Consider the following 15,627-nt stretch of genomic DNA (forward strand, 5'->3'; position numbering starts at 1 on the left):
CATAGACCGCGCAATAGCCCTAAAGGGTGGAACCTTCGCCTGGGTCGGTGCGCTTGCTGGCGGCGTAGACACCACGGGAGAGCGTCATGATCGCGAGGAGGAGAGCCAGTACCACTACACCCGAGGCGGCGTACAACGCGACGACGCCGCCGTGCGTGAGACGGGCCCGAAGCGGATTCGCCGCTGCGGCCGCCGCAGCCGCCGCTCCCACTGTGAACTCCGCGGTGCCGGCCACCGGGTGTCCGTCGGTGAAGGTCGCTCGCCAACTGATCTCGTACCAGCCGTCAGGCATATCCGCTCTCACCTGATGGCGCAGCGTCGCCCCCTGGACAACCGGCCGACCGCCTGTCCAGTCCGTCCCCGTGTGGTCCGTCACCGTGACACTGCTGTCGGACGTGATCTCGCCAGCGAACACCACCTCGACCCGCTGCGGGGCCTTCGCGAGCCTGGCACCGGCGGTCGGCGTGATCGAATGCGTCGCGCCGTGCGCGAACGCGGGCACGGGCGTGACCGCCAGCGGGAAACCGGCAGCGAGCGCCACCGTGACAATCAATCTGACGGTAGGACGAATGCGAGACGCCCGACCGGTGTCTGACGTGTCGGTCACGCGAGCCGCAGTGCTTCTCTTCATGGCGTGCTCCCCTCCGCCGCGAACGACCGCGGCGTCTGCGAACAGGACCGAGCGGCCCCCCGATTCGTGACAGCAGAGGCCGCGGCCGGGGCCCTGTGTCACGAATCGGAGACCTGCTCGGTCCGTACCTGGTGACACTCGCCCACCACCGGTACAGCGCAAGGAGCGACGATCATGACCGCCATCATCCGCATCGCACTGGCAATCGTGTTTCTCGACAATTTCGTGGTCGGGGCCTGGAACGCGATCTGGCCGGCCAGCTTCTACGCGAACTTCCCGACAGTGGATCTCACGCCGCCGTTCAGCGAGCACTACGCGCGGGACTTCGGTACGGCATCACTGGCGATCGCCCTGCTGCTGGGCATCGCGGCGGTCAAACCCAAGGCCCACTTCGTCATCCCCGCCGCGGCTGCCTATTCGGTCTTCGCGCTCCCTCATTTCTTCTATCACCTCACGAACATGCAGGGGGCGACAGTAGGTGAGGCGATCCTCCTCACCACCGCAAACGCGGCCGTGGCGCTCATCGGCCTGGTGATCATCTTGCTGACGGCGCTACGCGACCGTTCGGCCGCTCGGCGCGACCTCGCCTCGGCTCGGGCCGCCCACTGAACCTGCTGCGTCAACCACTGGGAGAGCCGATGGTTCCCGAACCCCTCCGGCCACTTCGGCCAAACGCGCTACCCAGCGCGTTCTGCGTCGTCGTCGCCGAACGACGCCTCCTCAAGAACCTCGCGTACCAGCTGCTGGGTTCAGTCGACGTCGCTGAACACGCGGTACAAGCGACGTACACCGTCTGGTACACGATGCCGGACGACGAACAGGATGGCATCGACAGTCCCTTTACCTGGCTCGTCGGCAGGCTCGTGCAGGTCTGTATCGGTCTGCTCACATCGTCGCCGACCCAAGCCGCTGGCCAGAACACCGCTCAAGTGCTGTAGTACGGCCCCGCAAGGGGTACCTGTGTGGCTGGCGCTCAACAGACAGCAGCGATATCGGCGGCAGTGCGAATTCAGGGATAGGGGCGACGAGGCGGCCATGGCAGGGCAAGGAAAAGGCGGGGCACTGGTCGACGCGTTGGCGGTGTTCGACGCGGTCCGTCCACGGCTCTTCGGCATCGCCTACCGGATGCTCGGCAGCGTCGCCGAGGCGGAGGACATCGTGCAGGAAGCCTGGCTCCGGTGGCAGCAGACCGAACGCAGCCAGGTACGGGACCCGGTCGGGTTCATGGTCACGACGACTTCTCGGCTCGCCCTGAACGCCGCGACGTCGGCCCGCGCCCGCCGCGAGCTGTATCCCGGACCGTGGCTGCCCGAGCCCGTCGACACCTCCGCCGACCCGACACTTCAGGCTGAACGCAACGAGTCACTCGAACTCGCCGTGCTACTCCTGTTGGAACGGCTCACCCCGGCCGAGCGGGCGGTGTACGTGCTGCGGGAGGCGTTCGACTACCCATTCCGGCGGATCGGCGAGGTACTCGACGTCAGCGAGGCGTACGCACGACAGCTCGGCCACCGCGCCCGCACGCACCTGGCCCGGCAGCGGCGCGAACCGGTCGGCCACGCCGACCGCGACCGCCTGCTGTATGCCTTTCTCGCCGCGGCCCGCTCCGGTGAGCTTGCCCAGCTCGAGGAACTGCTCGCCGAAACAGCCATCTCCTACGCCGACGGCGGCGGCACCGTCCGGGCCGCCCAGCTACCCGTCGTCGGACGTGACAACGTCGCGCGTTACATCCTGGGACTGATCCGGAAGTTCGGCCGCGACCTCTCACCGGAGATCGTCGAGTCCAACGGCCACGCCGCGATCCGCGTCTCACGGCCCGGGGCAACTGTCGCTCTGGTCACCATCGACGCCTCACCAGCCGGGATCGAACGAGTGTTGATCGTCCTCAACCCGCAGAAACTAGCCCAGTTCCAGCGGTGACAGTCGGCACCGGCGCCTGGCGACGCGTGGTTCGTCGACGGCACGTACGTCGAGGTCGGTGGTCTGGCGCCTGAGTCGTCGCCGAACCTGCCGGTGCCGCTCGCGCGAATGGGATCGTTGCTGAGTGACGAAGTCGCTTGACCTGCATCTGGAGTTCGATCGGAGTGCGGGTTCCCCGGGTCGCTCGCTGGAGAGCGCGTTACGGGAGAGCATTCGGACCGGCCGGCTGCGGGCCGGGTCGCGCCTACCTGGCAGCCGGAGCCTGGCCGCCGACCTGGGCCTGGCCCGGGGCACCGTGGTGCAGGCGTACGCGCAGTTGGTGGCGGAAGGGTGGCTGCTGGCGGCACCCGGCTCGGGCACCCGGGTCGCTGACGTGCTCCATGATCCGCCCCGCACGCGCGGACAACCGCGGCCGTCGCCCCCGGCCGGGCCATTGATCGAGTTGCGGCCGGGAATTCCCGACCTCGCGTCGTTCCCCCGAACGGCCTGGGCGGACAGCGTCCGCCGGGCGCTGACGACGGCTCCACGCGGCACGCTGGACTACTCCGAACCGACCGGGCTACCCGCACTGCGGGCGGCGGTGGCCGGCTATCTCGCGCGCACCCGTGGGGTGCTCTGCGACCCGGAGGCGGTGGTGATCACGGCGGGCTTCACCCAGGGCCTCTCCCTGCTGGCGCGGACGCTGCACCGGCGCGGCGTACGCGCCATCGCCACCGAGAACCCCGGTCTGGCCCATCACCGCACGGTGCTGCGTGCTGCGGGCCTGACAGTCACCCCGCTCACCGTCGGCCACGGCGGGGCCGACCCGGATGACGCGGCGGGTCAGGCCGCGCTGCTCACCCCGGCGCACCAGCATCCGACCGGAGTGGTGCTCGCCCCACGGCACCGCTACCGGCTCATCGCGTGGGCACGGAAGCACGACGCGTTCCTGATCGAGGACGACTACGACGGCGAGTTCCGCTACGACCAGCGGCCGGTGGGCGCCATGCAGGCGCTGGCACCAGAGCGGATCGTGTACGCGGGCAGCACGAGCAAGTCGCTGGCGCCGGGCGTCCGCCTGGGTTGGTTCGTCGTGCCCGAGCCACTGCGTCGTGACCTGACGACGACGATCGCGGAGGCCGGCGCCGCAGTTTCCGCGATCGACCAGCTCACGATGGCCGACCTGCTCACGCACGGCGACTACGACAGGCACATCCGCCGCATGCGCCTTACCTACCGACGTCGCCGGACCGAGCTGGCCGCCCGCCTTGCCGAGGTGACCACCACTGCGCTGGAGGGCATCGCTGCCGGCGTGCACGCGCTGCTACCGCTGGCTTCCGTGGCGGAGGAGCGCTGGCTGATCCAGGCCGGACGCCGCGAGGGACTGCGCCTGATCGGCCTGCACGGCAACGGCTACTGGCACGATCCCGCGGATGAGCGGCAGCCGGCGGCCCTGGTCCTCGGATACGCGGCGCCGCCGGCTCACGCCTGGCAGGAGGCACTCTCCGGACTCTGCCAACTGGTCCATCAGACCGGTCACCAACTGGTCCATCCTGCTGGTCCGGTCGGGGATACGTTCGACTCATGCAGACCATGAAGATCGGAAATAACGAGATCGTGCTGCTGGGCACGGCCATGCCACCGGAGTTGCCGGATGGCTCCCACGTGATGACAGCGACGATCGAACTGCCACCGGGCGACCCGGGCACGCCGCCACACCGGCACTCCGGCCCGGTCTTCGGCTACCTGCTCGAGGGCGAGATGATCTTCGAGCTGGAGGGCGAGCCCGAACGGGTGATCAAGGCCGGTGAGGCGTTCTGGGAGCCAGGCGGCGACGTCATCCACTACCGGTCCGCCAACAACCTGTCCGATCGGGTGACCAAGTTCCTGGTCGTGATGGTGTGCGCGCCCGGCCAGGAAATGCTGGTGCTGGTGAGCCCCGACGAGCTCGAACAGCGTAAGAACCGCCGCTCAATCCGGCCGAACTGACGGAAGAGGCACGTCATGCGTATCGTTCTCGCCGGTTCGACCGGCGTCATCGGCCGCCGGCTCGAGCCGATCCTGACCGCCCGGGGGCATGAGGTCATCGGGTTGGCCCGCAACGGCCCGGTCGCCGTCGACGTGCTCGACCGGGACGCGGTCGCGGCCGCCGTCCGCGACGCCCGGCCCGACGTGGTGATGCACCAGCTGACCAGCCTGAGCACCGGCGACTTCGCCGCCAATTCGCGGCTGCGCCGGACCGGGACCCGCAATCTGGTCGACGCGGCGCTCGCCGCCGGGGTACGCCGGATCGTGGCACAGAGCATCGCCTGGGCGTACGAGCCGGGCGCCGAGCCCGCGGCCGAGCAGACCCCGCTCGACCTCGACGCCCCAGAGCCACGCCAGACCAGTGTGGCCGGTGCCGCCGCGCTCGAATCCGCCGTCCAGGAGGCGCCCGAGTGGGTCCTGCTGAGGTACGGCACCCTCTACGGCCCGGGCACCTGGTACGCCCGCGACGGTCTGATGGCCCAGTTCGCCGCCGCCGGCAAGGTCCCCGCCGACGCGGACGTGAGTAGCCTGCTGCACGTCGACGACGCCGTCGCCGCCGCGGTCGCGGCTCTGGAGTGGCCCGTCGGCGTCGTCAACGTCTGCGACGACGAGCCAGCCGCCGCCTCGCAGTGGGTGCCCGCGTTCTGCGCGGCGGCCAATGTGCCAGCGCCAGCGGTGACCGAGGGCGAGCGGCATGGCTGGGCGCGAGGAGCGAGCAACCACCACGCCCGCACGCACCTTGGCTGGAACCCGACCTACCCGTCCTGGCGTCAGGGATTCGCCACCCTGTGAGGCGTCCGCACAATTTGATCTTGCAGAAGCAACGGAGACGAAGAGTCATGTTCGATCACCCCGAACTCGCCGCGCTCAGCGACGACTATGCCCGCTTCGGGCTGGAGCGCGATGCGGTACGCGAATGGGAGGACGGCGCCCGCACCGACAATCGCGCCGGGTCGTACGAGTGGTGGTACTTCGACGCCCACCTCGACAACGGCGCGAAGGTTGTCGTGGTGTTCATGAACAAGGACCTCGGCGCGGCGGGTAGCCCGCTGTCACCGCAGCTCCGGGTCAACCTGGAACTGCCTGACGGGACGACGTCCCACAACACGATCGCGATCCCCGCAGCGGACTGGTCGGCGGCGAGCGGGCGTACTGACGTCCGCATGGGGCCGGGCAACCGCTTCCACGGCGAGAGCCTGCGCGAGTACCGGATCCAGGCGACCGCCGGGGGGCTGAGGGTCGACTTCACACTGACGTCCGAGGTCCCGGCCTGGCGTCCGGCCACCGGGCACATGCTGTTCGGCCCGGAGGGCGACCTCGAGTTCAACTGGCTGCCCTCGGTGCCCCAGGGAGCCGTGCGGGGCTCGTACACGATCGACGGGGTGCGGCACGAGACGACCGGCGTCGGCTACCACGACCACAACTGGGGCAACGTCGGGCTGCCGAAAATCATCAATGACTGGTATTGGGGACGGGGGCAGGCCGGACCGTACACGGTCATCGCGTCGTTCATCACCGGCGCCGAAAAGTACGGCTTCGCCGAGATTCCCATCTTCATGCTGGCCCGCGACGGCCGGATCATCGGCGACGATCCAGCGAAGATGACGTTCGAGCGGGACGGGGTCTACACCGACGCGAAGACCGGCAAGCCGGTGGCGGGCATCGTCCGCTACACCTACGTGGACGACGACGACACGTACGTGGTGACCTTCGACCGCGAGCGCGACCTGGTCCGCAATCCCCTCACCAAGGACCTGCCCTGGCTGAAGCGGGCAGCGGCCCGGTTGGTCCGGTTCGACGGCGCCTACCTCCGCTTCGCCGGCCTGCTCACGATCGAGCACCACAAGGGCGGACAGGTGGTCGAGGCGTTCGCCGAGGACGCGATCTGGGAGCTCATGTACTTCGGGCACGCCCGCGCCACCGTCGCGGGTTCGTCAGTGCCCGGTCGGCGGGTCGCCCGGAAGCGGCACTGAGTCCATCGGCTGGCGAAGGCGCTCGATCAACTCGCGGGCGGCCTCGGCGTACCGCTGCTCCGATCCGCGGGGCCGGTGCCCCTGGATCGGAGGCGGGACGCTGTCGCCGGGTAACGGCACCACGTCGGCGGGATCCCGTAGCCGGCGGTCCACCGTTGCCGCCCTCTGGCCGACGGTCGCCGGCACTGCTGTCCGGTGGGCGGTGAATATCCAGCCGCCGATCGAGTCGGTGTCACGCCACAGGTTCACCCACCGCCAATCGACGCGAGAGCCGATCTCGTGCAGCACCTCGTCGTCGACGAAGGCGGGGAACAGTCGCGCGTAGAGTCGGCTCAGTGGCGACCCGTGGGTGAGCAGAGCGACTCGACTGCTGACCTGGGGCGGCAACTGGAGCACTGTCGCGGCGGCCAGGACCGCACCGTGGCTGTGTGCGGTGAGCAGCACGAGGTTGCCGCGTCCGACCAGATACGTGATTCGTCTGGTCAACTCCGGCACCGCTCGTTCGGCGTAGCAGGGTGGCGCGAACGGGTGGGCGGCCCGTGGCCAGAAGGTGCCCAGGTCCCACAGGACACCGACGTGGCGCCTGAATTCGGCCGTCCGGTAGGCGAAGATGCCGCCGATGATAAGGCCGAGGATGATCGCGGCGATCCCCCAGCTCCCGAACGCGATGGAGAAGGTGATCAGGTCGCCGGGTACCCGTGCGTACCGCTGCACAGACTCGCTCGGCAGCAACTCCAGCAGACCGAGGGTGGTGGTGGCCGTGCCGATTCCGGCCAGGCAGGCGTAGACCACCGCCAACGGAATCAGCCTTTCCGTGAAACGGGCCCTGGCTATCGCCTCCTGCACCTGCCGTAGTCGGGTCGCGGCTGCGGGCGGGCGGTCCGGAAAGTCGCAGGCCACGATCGCCGCCGCGGCACGACGTCGACGGCGTCGAGAGACGAGGACGACCGGAACCGCTACCACCAGCGTGAACAGCACTGTCCGGAGAAAGCCGAAGATCGCCCAGGTGAACGCCGGCGGCAGACCGGAGGCCAGGCCCTCTCCGGTCGGCGCGTCGCGATCCAGTAGATCCGCCACCCGGTAGACGAACTCAGCGGACACTGCCACCGCCAGACTGACCGCGCTGGCCGCCATCACCAGCGCGCCCAGCCCGAGCAGCGGGATGGCGTCCCGCCGCCGTACCCGGCGCCAGAGCAGCACAGCGCCGAGGGCGGTCAGCAGGGTCGTCTGGGCAACGAACAGCGAGGTGAGGAGTGCGCCGTAGCCGGGTAGGCCGCCCCCCTCGTGCCACGGCGCCGGGCTGGCGAGGACGTGGACCGCCACCACGATGGTCAGGGCCACGGTTACCGTCCGCACCGTGCGGGTGATTCGGTCCAGTCGCTGATCCGAGGCGGCCCGGTCGAGCAGCGCGGGCAGGCAGAGCAGGACCACGCAGCCGGCCAGCACCGTCCCGGTGGCCACGGCCAACACGATCGTGCTGGCCGAGGCGCCGTTCGCGGCTCGGGCGGCGAGCAGGGCGACGTCCAGTGTCGCGAACGCCGCCGCGACGTGAATCGAGCGCAGCCGACCCACCAGCGGCCCGGCGTCCCACTGACCGATCCCACTGAGTCGGTGCTCGGAGACCTCGTCCGCCGGAGCGCGGAACGCGTCGAACATCTTTCCCGGCCGGGTGCTGGCCCGCCAGAGCAGGCCGATGGCGACGGCCGGAACCACAGCGAGTACCGCGAGGCGCAGGCCCACAGGTTGCCCACCCAACCAGGACAACCAGGTACGCCCGGCCAGGCAACGTGACGAGCCCATGCATTTCCACGCGATCAGGTCCAGCGTGACGCCGACGAAGGCCAGCACGTACAGCGCGGTGAGGGTGAGCGCCAGCAACCGGCACAGGGATCTGACCGTCGCGTCGGAGCCAGGGCTCGCCGGTCGCATCCAGATCGCCAGGTTGGCCAGCATGAACGGCAGGAGGAACACCAGCGTCAGTGTTCGGACCACGCTTCCGGCGGGAAGGTCACCCCAGCGGTACGCCTCAGTCACCCGTTCGCCGCCGCCGCACGAACATGGGCGTCGGGGTCGGTAGAAGCCCCCACTGCGGTCGCCCGCGACCTGCTCGACCTGCGCCACGTTCAACACCTGGGCGGCGCTTGCGCTGGCGGCGCCGTGTACCCGCAGTTCCACCACGTCATCGGACGTCCCGGGCCCGCCTGACCGCGCTGATGCACCCGACATCGGCCCCTCCGAAGCACCTTCGGTGGCCAAACCGGGTGAACCCAGCCCCCGCGCCACTCGCGGCGGTGTACCCCGCCCGGCCGAGACCAACCGTGCGCCCGCCGCACGGCTGGCTCAGCGCTTACAGGTCCTCGGGCCGCACAAAATTCCTGTGTCGATCTGGTAGGCGGTGGCTAGCGTACGCGGATGAGCATCGTCCCAAGGACCGGCCTGCGGCTGCGGTTCCTCAGCGATCCGGGCGAGTTCCTGGCCGTTGCTGGTGACTACCTGCGCGCCGATCCGGTCGTCAGCACTGTCGTGACCACCATCGCGCACCGGCTGTTGTCGCAGCGGACCGAGGGGATCCCGCAGCCCGACCGCAACTGGTGGCTGGTGGTCAGCGACGACTCCGGTGCCGTGGTCGGCGCCGGGATGCGCTCGGCGCCGTATGCCCCCTATCCCCCGTTCCTGCTGCCCATGCCCGACGAGGCGGCCGCTGCGCTGGCCCACGCCCTGCACGAGCGCGGGGAGGAGGTCCTCGCTGTCAACGGGGCCCTGCCTGCCGCCGAGCTGTGCGCCGCCGCGCTGGCCCGGCTCAGCGGGGGTGACGTTCAGGTCGCCCAGCACACACGACTGCATGAGCTCGGCGAGCTGACGTGGCCACCATTGGTACCGGGCAGCCTGGTTACCGCGACCGAAGACGACGCGGGACTGGTCACGCAGTGGCTCGCCGCGTTCATTGGCGACGCCGACGAACAGGCGGGCCGCCCGCCCGGTACGAGTGCGCACGAAGCGCCCGACCACGCGGAGGTGCTGCGTCGGATCCGAGCCGGACGGCTGTGGTTCTGGGTCGACGAGACCGGGGAGCCGGTGCACCTCACCGGCGCGAACCCACAGTCGTTCGGGGTGGCCCGCCTGGGCCCGGTGTACACACCGCCGGCCCAGCGCGGACGCGGTTGGGCCAGCAACGCGGTAGCCGAGGTTTCCCGCCGAATCCAGGCCGAGGGCGCGCGGGTCTGCCTGTTCACCGACCAGGCCAACCCGACGTCGAACAAGATCTACGCCGCCCTCGGCTACCGGCCGGTCGTCGACATGGCCAACCTGGTCATCGTCCGATGAGCAACTGGCGGAGCGGCTCCACCGCTCAGGTCGAGGTTTGCTCGCGCAGTTCGCGGGCCGTTCATCACTGGGCGAGCCCGTTCGGCCAGCCAGAGTTCACTGTGCTGATGCTCTGTGACCGCGACGACGAGGCGACTCTGTTGCGGCAGGAGATCGCCCGCGCGGACGCCGGTACGCCTCACCGAGACGGGTTCGCTGATCGTCGGCCGTACGAGACGGTTGTCCCCACCAGCAACACCGCTCCTGCGAAGAAGTAGGTGTTGACTCCGATGCCGGCCCAGAACTCGCCCGTCGAGATGTCCGCCACCCCCACGAAACCACCGCGACGGACACCGCTGACCATCAGAAGATTCTCGACCATTCCCGGAACACCCCGGATGACGAGCAGGGTGCTGCCGAACAACAGTGGCGTCAGCAGCAACCATTGGGGAAGACGTCGAGCCGGCGGGCGGACTGTGGCCAGAACGACGGCTGCTCCGATGGCCGACATGGAGATGAGCACCACGTTGAAGATCACGTAGGCCCTCATGCCCCACGGTCCATCACCGGTTGGATCGGGCCCGGGGAAGAACACCAGGATCACATGGGACACCACAAAGAAGATCAACCAAGCCAAGGCGCCGTACGCCCAGCGACGGCCTCTGCGAGCGGACATACCAGCACTCTCGCCAAGGCGGCACCGTGACGCCTCCCGCCCTGGGTGGGTTTCGCTCCCCCAGCAGAGCGAGGTGCGGGAGTGTCGAATGCTGCTACCGGGGTGCCACTCTCGGCATGATTCTCCGTTCGCCGGTGGCGGCCATCGAGTGCATCGCGCCGCTGGCGAGCGGAATCAGCCGAGCCAGGCCCGCCTGTCCGTTGCGTCGCGCCAGATCGGGCCCGAGACGAGCCATCAGCAGGGTGAGCGCCGGCAAGGGCCGGACGTAGAGGGTGATGTCGCTGATCAGGCCGTCGGCGCCCAGACGCAGGCGCTGGGCTTCGTAGAGACGCACCGCGCCGACCTGCGCCTCGTAGAAGAGCGCGACGGTGCGGCCCTCGGCGACCTGGTCGGTGTAGGTGATGTCGTCGATCGCGGCCAGGGCCACTTCGAGCAACGTGTGTACCTGCTGGCGGCCTTGAAAGGTGAACTGCTCCGTGATCGGCGAGACCACTGTGACATCAGGGCTGAGGGCGGCGACCGCGCCGGCGGCGTCACCGGCCTCGCCGGCGGTCCGCCAGGCGGCGACGGAGTCATACGACTGATTCACGGGCCCTCCCCCATGTTTGCTGTGGACACCGGAGGCTCTGGTACTGCATGCCGCTGTCACGTCAGGGCCGCCTTGGGGAGACGGCTCTCCGCCGTCGGCACGTTCGTCCCGCAGCGATCGTTCGGCAATCAGGGCTGGGGTGCGTACGTCCAACGTAGTTGGTGAATGGCGTACACGACGTCCCGCGTTCGACAACCGGGCTCGCCGCTCGTGCAGCCAGACCAGCACCACCATGGCGACGTGGAAGGCAACCGGCGCCGCGATCGCCACTTCGGCCCGTCTACAGCCAGTCGTGTTCGCGGGCGTAGCGGGCCGCTTCGTGGCGGGTCCGGGTCTGGGTCTTGCGCATGGCGTTGGAGAGGTAGTTGCGGACGGTGCCCGGCGCGAGGTGCAGGCGTGCGGCGATGTCGGCGACCGAGTAGCCCTCGCCAGTGACCCGCAGGACGTCGGCTTCACGGTCGGTAAGTGGGGAGTCGTCGGTGACGGCGAGCGTGGACACGTCCGGGTCGATCCAGCGTTTGCCCGCGTGCAGGGTGGCGATGACCGAGGTGATGTGGGCCGGTTCGGCGGACTTGCTGACGAAGCCCTGGACGCCGAGCTTCAGGGCCTTGCGCAGCACGCCGGGGCGGGCGTGTCGGGTCAGCATGAGGATCACCTGCTCCGGTCGCTCGCGGCGGATCTCCGCGACCGCGCCCAGGCCGTCCACGCCGGGCATCTCCAGGTCGATGACCAGCACGTCGGGCCGGTGGCGCAGGGTGGCGGCGATCGCCGTGCGGCCGTCCTGCGCCTCGGCGAGAACGGTGATGTCGCCCTCCATCGGCAGCAGCGCGGCCAGGGCCGTGCGGAGCAGCGCCTCGTCGTCGGCGAGCACGATGGTGGTCATCGGCCGTCCTTCCCGGTAGCCGTCGGGGGCGCGTCGACCCGAGTGGGTGGGAAGGTCGCTGCGGTCAGGAACCGCCCGTCCTCCTGTTCCACAGTCAGCTCACCCCCATCGCCCGCCACCCGTTGCCTCAGCGCCGCCAGTCCCCTGAGTTCCGGGGGCGTGCTGGCGGTCGCGCCGTCGTTGACGATGGTGATGCCCGACGCGGCGAGCGTGATCTGCACCTGGGTGGCCTGGGCGTGGCGCAGGATGTTCGTGGTCGTCTCGCGCAGCACCTGCCCGAGCAGTTCGCTGGCCCGGGCGTCGACCTCGGCCTCCCGGGTCACCCGGACCCGGATTCCGGCGGCCTCGAACAGGTTCTTCGCGTTCTCGATCTCGGCGGTGAGGTTGAGCCGCCGTTGCGCGTAGGCGAGTTCCTTGGTCTGCGCGATGGTGTCGCTGACCAGCGTGTACGTCTCGCGCAGTTCCTTCTCCGCCCGAGCGGTGTCGCGGAGCAGCAGTCGCTGGGCCAGGGCTATCTTCAGCTTCACCACGTGCAGGGTGTGGCCCTGGATGTCGTGCAGGTCGCTGGCGAACCGCACGCGCTCCCGCACCACGGCCAGCTCCGCCTCGCGTTCCCGGGTCTGTTCGAGCTCCCGGATGAGGTCGTAGAACCGCTCGCCCACCACCGTGAAGACCGTCACGACGATGGTGAGGGCGGTCGGGATGAGAACGTAGGTGACCAGGACGTGACCGACGTCGTCCCGCTGCACCAGCAGCCGCGCCGCGCCGACGACAGCGACGTAGGTGAACAGCCCGGCCATCACCAGCTTCCGGCGTCGTCGCACCTCGCGCAGGGCAAGTGAACCTACGGCGCAGACACCCCAGTAGGCGTTGGGGCTGCCGGTCACCAGGACCCCGAGCGGCCAGACCGCTGCCGCCACGACCAGACAGGGCAGCGCGACCCGGGCGAGGTCGTTTGCCGTCCACCGTTCGAACGCCACCACGGCCGCCACGGCCCCCGGGGCCAGGACGACGACGTGCCACCAGGCACGCGCATCGGTGTAGAGCAGGACCACCGCGGCGAACACCACCGGCGGCAGTGACGTGGCCAGGTTGAGCCGGCGCAGCCTCCCCTGCGTCGACTCGGTGAAGCGCGGCGATCGAGCGGTCACCACCTCAGTATCCGGCAGCCAGAGGCGCCGACCAGTGACACCACGTCACATGCGGTGATGACGTGGTGCCACTGACGGGTCGGCCGCGCCCGCGCTGTCATTGGTGCATGTCCACCACACCCGTCATCGACGTCGAACGGCTGAACCTCACCTACGGCGACTTCCACGCCGTCAAGGACCTCTCCTTCCAGGTACGACCCGGAGAGCTGTACGCGCTGCTGGGCACCAACGGCGCCGGAAAGACCTCGACCCTGGAGGTCATCGAGGGACACCGGAGGCCAACCTCGGGCTCGGTACGCGTCTTCGGGCACAGCCCCGACGCCCGGAGAGCGGTACGTCCCCGAATGGGCGTCATGCTCCAGGAGAGCGGATTCTCCCCGGACCTCACCGTCCGTGAGTCCGTCGGTCTGATCGGCCGGCTCAGCGGGCGTAGCGACGACGTCGACCGGGTGCTCGACATGGTCGACCTCACCGGCCGAGCCGGCCGCAAGGTGTCGCAGCTCTCCGGCGGAGAGAAGCGGCGGCTGGACTTCGCCACCGCCGTCTACGGCACCCCGGAGCTGATCTTCCTCGACGAGCCGACCACCGGCCTGGACATCCAGTCCCGCGACGCCGTCTGGGCGACCGTCGACCGGCTCCGGGAGAACGGCGCGACCATCGTGCTCACCACCCACTACCTGGAGGAGGCACAACAACGCGCGGACCGGATCGGCCTGATGCACCAGGGCACCCTCCACCGGGAAGGCACCGTGGCCGAACTGACCCGCACCCTGCCCGCGGTCATCCGCTTCTCCCTTCCGGCACCGGCACCGACGCTGCCGGTGCGGGCCGCCGTCGACGCGGCCGGGAAGGTCGTGGTCGAGACCTTCGAGCTGCAGAAGGACCTGCACCTCCTGCTCGGCTGGGCGCAGGACCACGCCGTGGAGCTGCGGGACCTGGCGGCAGGGCCGACCCGCCTCGACGACGTCTTCCGCGCCATCAACAGTTGATTCGATCTTCCGCGAGGAGCCTCACCGTGTTGTCCATCGCGTCCAGCGAACTGATCCAGATCTTCCGCAACCGGCTCGTGCTGATCACCAGCCTCATCATCCCGGTCGCGGTCTGCGTGTTCTTCGTCCGTCAGCACGAGACGTACGCCGCCATCGGGAGCCTCGGCTACATCGCCGCGATCGTCACGTTCACGGTGGCCGCGTTCGGGCTGTACGCCACCGCCGTCACCACCCTGGCGTCCCGGCGACAGAATCTCTTCCTCAAGCGGCTGCGCTCCACCGCCGAAGGCGACGCCGGCATCCTCGCCGGCCTCCTGCTGCCAGTGGTCGTCCTCGCCGGGGTGCAGGTGACAGCGATCCTGACCGCCCTGGCCGTGGTCGCCGACGCACCGGCGAACGTCGCCCTGCTGGTGGTGGCGGTCCTCGCGACAGTGGCCATGATGATCGGCCTGGCGCTGGCCACGGCCGGATTGACGAACTCCCCCGAACACGCCCAGGTCACCACCCTGCCCGTTACCCTCGGGGTGATCGCCATGGCCAGCTGGGTGGGCATCACCGGCACCGAGAACCTCGCCTGGCTCAAGCGGCTGCTGCCCGGCGGCGCGGCCACCGAACTGACAATGAACGCCTGGAACGGCGGCGTCGCCGTGACCGACTCCCTGTTCCTGCTCGCGCCCACGCTCGGCTGGGTCGTCGTCGCCGTCGCTCTGGCCACCCGACTCTTCCGCTGGGAGCCGCGCCGATGACCATCGAAGCCCGATCCGACGCGCCGACAGTGGTGGAAGATCTCCTACTACTCCTGTTCCAACCCAGATCCGGCACCATCGCGGGAGAGAACACCCTCTTCTACGTCCTCGGCGGCGCCGTTCTCGCGGACCTCGCCCTCGGCGACCACCTGACCACTGCGGACCGAGGGCGGCTCAGGAGCGTGGCAGGTCACCCACCGACCGATGGCCTCCTGGGCTCCGCGTGGGACTACCTCGCCGAGAAACCGAGGGGGGTGCAGACGGCCCTGGCCGCGATCGGTCCAGCCCTGCGCCAGCCGGTGCTGGAACGGCTCATCGCGCGGGGCGACATCGACCAGGAGCCCCGTAAGGTGCTCGGCCTGTTCCGGACGACGGCCCTTCGGGAGGGCAGGACCGAACGACGGGCCCGCCTGCTCGCCGACGTTCGGCGGGTCCTGGTGGACGGCGCGGAGCCGCAAGCCCGTGTCGCCGCGCTCGCGGCGCTGCTCTCGGCGAGCGGGACGCTCCCGCAGTTCGACCGCGAGATCCCGTGGACGTCACCGGTGATCAGCCGGGCCAAGGAACTCGAGCGGGGCAACTGGGGTGCCGACGCCGCGGCGGCGGCCGTGACCCGCACCGTGACGGCCACCGTCGTCAACAGCGCCATCGCGGCCATCACAGTGCTTCCTCGAAGCTAGCTTCGAGGAGAGCGCGGGAGGCGCTGGCGGCCGTGGAGACCGTCACACGGCCGGCAAACTGGTGCTCACTGTCTCCGTCTGA

The 15,627-nt window shown here is 69.6% G+C and carries 17 protein-coding genes; 11 read left to right on the plus strand and 6 right to left on the minus strand.

Annotated features, from left to right (window positions below; all coding sequences use genetic code 11):
* Positions 1 to 19 precede the first annotated feature (19 nt).
* Positions 20 to 631, minus strand: a complete 612-nt coding sequence (locus NIE111_RS10330) for a copper resistance CopC family protein (protein ID WP_238684166.1) — start codon at positions 629 to 631, stop codon at positions 20 to 22.
* Positions 632 to 805: 174 nt separating this feature from the next.
* On the opposite strand from NIE111_RS10330, the gene NIE111_RS10335 reads away from it, so the two are divergent.
* The 7 genes from NIE111_RS10335 to NIE111_RS10365 all read left to right on the plus strand — a co-directional run bounded on the left by NIE111_RS10335 (position 806) and on the right by NIE111_RS10365 (position 6,531).
* Positions 806 to 1,240, plus strand: a complete 435-nt coding sequence (locus tag NIE111_RS10335) for a hypothetical protein (protein ID WP_238684167.1) — start codon at positions 806 to 808, stop codon at positions 1,238 to 1,240.
* Positions 1,241 to 1,269: 29 nt separating this feature from the next.
* Positions 1,270 to 1,569 (plus strand): hypothetical protein, encoded by a 300-nt coding sequence (locus tag NIE111_RS10340; protein ID WP_238684168.1) that lies wholly within the window; start codon positions 1,270 to 1,272, stop codon positions 1,567 to 1,569.
* A 97-nt stretch (positions 1,570 to 1,666) separates the two neighbouring features.
* On the plus strand, positions 1,667 to 2,551 hold the full coding sequence (gene sigJ, locus NIE111_RS10345; protein WP_238684169.1) for an RNA polymerase sigma factor SigJ: 885 nt from the start codon (positions 1,667 to 1,669) through the stop codon (positions 2,549 to 2,551).
* A gap of 124 nt (positions 2,552 to 2,675) precedes the next feature.
* On the plus strand, positions 2,676 to 4,127 hold the full coding sequence (gene pdxR / locus NIE111_RS10350; RefSeq protein WP_238684170.1) for a MocR-like pyridoxine biosynthesis transcription factor PdxR: 1,452 nt from the start codon (positions 2,676 to 2,678) through the stop codon (positions 4,125 to 4,127).
* Entirely contained in the window at positions 4,115 to 4,519 is a 405-nt protein-coding gene (locus tag NIE111_RS10355; protein WP_238684171.1) for a cupin domain-containing protein, read from the plus strand. Before pdxR ends, NIE111_RS10355 begins: the two co-directional genes overlap by 13 nt.
* 15 nt (positions 4,520 to 4,534) lie before the next feature.
* On the plus strand, positions 4,535 to 5,350 hold the full coding sequence (locus NIE111_RS10360; protein WP_238684172.1) for an NAD-dependent epimerase/dehydratase family protein: 816 nt from the start codon (positions 4,535 to 4,537) through the stop codon (positions 5,348 to 5,350).
* Between the two features lie 47 nt (positions 5,351 to 5,397).
* Positions 5,398 to 6,531 carry a lipocalin-like domain-containing protein gene (locus NIE111_RS10365; RefSeq protein ID WP_238684173.1) on the plus strand — a complete coding sequence of 378 codons (1,134 nt, stop codon included), beginning with the start codon at positions 5,398 to 5,400 and terminating at the stop codon, positions 6,529 to 6,531.
* Here NIE111_RS10365 and NIE111_RS10370 read toward each other — a convergent pair.
* On the minus strand, positions 6,493 to 8,706 hold the full coding sequence (locus NIE111_RS10370; protein WP_238684174.1) for a hypothetical protein: 2,214 nt from the start codon (positions 8,704 to 8,706) through the stop codon (positions 6,493 to 6,495). The two genes, NIE111_RS10365 and NIE111_RS10370, sit on opposite strands and share 39 nt — an antisense overlap.
* A 237-nt stretch (positions 8,707 to 8,943) precedes the next feature.
* Between NIE111_RS10370 and NIE111_RS10375 the strand changes: the two genes are divergently transcribed.
* Positions 8,944 to 9,855 carry a GNAT family N-acetyltransferase gene (locus tag NIE111_RS10375; RefSeq protein WP_238684175.1) on the plus strand — a complete coding sequence of 304 codons (912 nt, stop codon included), beginning with the start codon at positions 8,944 to 8,946 and terminating at the stop codon, positions 9,853 to 9,855.
* Between the two features lie 178 nt (positions 9,856 to 10,033).
* On the opposite strand, the gene NIE111_RS10380 is transcribed toward NIE111_RS10375, so the two are convergent.
* From NIE111_RS10380 to NIE111_RS10395, 4 genes are all read right to left on the minus strand, one after another.
* On the minus strand, positions 10,034 to 10,384 hold the full coding sequence (locus tag NIE111_RS10380; RefSeq protein WP_238684176.1) for a hypothetical protein: 351 nt from the start codon (positions 10,382 to 10,384) through the stop codon (positions 10,034 to 10,036).
* A gap of 220 nt (positions 10,385 to 10,604) precedes the next feature.
* Complete coding sequence (locus NIE111_RS10385; RefSeq protein WP_238684177.1) at positions 10,605 to 11,099, minus strand: nuclear transport factor 2 family protein; 495 nt, start codon at positions 11,097 to 11,099, stop codon at positions 10,605 to 10,607.
* A 280-nt stretch (positions 11,100 to 11,379) separates the two neighbouring features.
* The gene (locus NIE111_RS10390) at positions 11,380 to 11,982 is read right to left on the minus strand and encodes a response regulator transcription factor (protein ID WP_238684178.1); all 603 of its coding nucleotides are present in this window, start codon (positions 11,980 to 11,982) and stop codon (positions 11,380 to 11,382) included.
* Complete coding sequence (locus tag NIE111_RS10395; protein ID WP_238684179.1) at positions 11,979 to 13,133, minus strand: sensor histidine kinase; 1,155 nt, start codon at positions 13,131 to 13,133, stop codon at positions 11,979 to 11,981. Before NIE111_RS10395 ends, NIE111_RS10390 begins: the two co-directional genes overlap by 4 nt.
* A gap of 107 nt (positions 13,134 to 13,240) precedes the next feature.
* Here NIE111_RS10395 and NIE111_RS10400 point away from each other — a divergent pair, with 107 nt between their 5' ends.
* The 3 genes from NIE111_RS10400 to NIE111_RS10410 are packed head-to-tail and all read left to right on the plus strand — an operon-like array spanning position 13,241 to position 15,545.
* On the plus strand, positions 13,241 to 14,122 hold the full coding sequence (locus tag NIE111_RS10400; RefSeq protein WP_238684180.1) for an ABC transporter ATP-binding protein: 882 nt from the start codon (positions 13,241 to 13,243) through the stop codon (positions 14,120 to 14,122).
* Positions 14,123 to 14,148: 26 nt separating this feature from the next.
* Positions 14,149 to 14,868 carry a hypothetical protein gene (locus tag NIE111_RS10405; protein WP_238684181.1) on the plus strand — a complete coding sequence of 240 codons (720 nt, stop codon included), beginning with the start codon at positions 14,149 to 14,151 and terminating at the stop codon, positions 14,866 to 14,868.
* Entirely contained in the window at positions 14,865 to 15,545 is a 681-nt protein-coding gene (locus tag NIE111_RS10410) for a GOLPH3/VPS74 family protein (protein ID WP_238684182.1), read from the plus strand. Before NIE111_RS10405 ends, NIE111_RS10410 begins: the two co-directional genes overlap by 4 nt.
* Positions 15,546 to 15,627 lie beyond the last annotated feature (82 nt).

The organism is Micromonospora hortensis (assembly GCF_022230935.1).
GTDB lineage: Bacteria > Actinomycetota > Actinomycetes > Mycobacteriales > Micromonosporaceae > Micromonospora > Micromonospora hortensis.

What these genes read in the sequence shown, in the direction of transcription:
- NIE111_RS10375 (WP_238684175.1), top strand. Translation starts at nt 8,944, where the DNA reads ATGAGCATCGTCCCAAGGACCGGCCTGCGGCTGCGGTTCCTCAGCGAT.
- NIE111_RS10360 (WP_238684172.1), top strand. Translation starts at nt 4,535, where the DNA reads ATGCGTATCGTTCTCGCCGGTTCGACCGGCGTCATCGGCCGCCGGCTC.
- NIE111_RS10335 (WP_238684167.1), top strand. Translation starts at nt 806, where the DNA reads ATGACCGCCATCATCCGCATCGCACTGGCAATCGTGTTTCTCGACAAT.
- NIE111_RS10380 (WP_238684176.1), bottom strand. Translation starts at nt 10,384, where the DNA reads ATGAGGGCCTACGTGATCTTCAACGTGGTGCTCATCTCCATGTCGGCC.
- NIE111_RS10355 (WP_238684171.1), top strand. Translation starts at nt 4,115, where the DNA reads ATGCAGACCATGAAGATCGGAAATAACGAGATCGTGCTGCTGGGCACG.
- NIE111_RS10390 (WP_238684178.1), bottom strand. Translation starts at nt 11,982, where the DNA reads ATGACCACCATCGTGCTCGCCGACGACGAGGCGCTGCTCCGCACGGCC.
- NIE111_RS10340 (WP_238684168.1), top strand. Translation starts at nt 1,270, where the DNA reads ATGGTTCCCGAACCCCTCCGGCCACTTCGGCCAAACGCGCTACCCAGC.
- NIE111_RS10330 (WP_238684166.1), bottom strand. Translation starts at nt 631, where the DNA reads ATGAAGAGAAGCACTGCGGCTCGCGTGACCGACACGTCAGACACCGGT.
- NIE111_RS10400 (WP_238684180.1), top strand. Translation starts at nt 13,241, where the DNA reads ATGTCCACCACACCCGTCATCGACGTCGAACGGCTGAACCTCACCTAC.
- sigJ (WP_238684169.1), top strand. Translation starts at nt 1,667, where the DNA reads ATGGCAGGGCAAGGAAAAGGCGGGGCACTGGTCGACGCGTTGGCGGTG.
- NIE111_RS10410 (WP_238684182.1), top strand. Translation starts at nt 14,865, where the DNA reads ATGACCATCGAAGCCCGATCCGACGCGCCGACAGTGGTGGAAGATCTC.
- NIE111_RS10365 (WP_238684173.1), top strand. Translation starts at nt 5,398, where the DNA reads ATGTTCGATCACCCCGAACTCGCCGCGCTCAGCGACGACTATGCCCGC.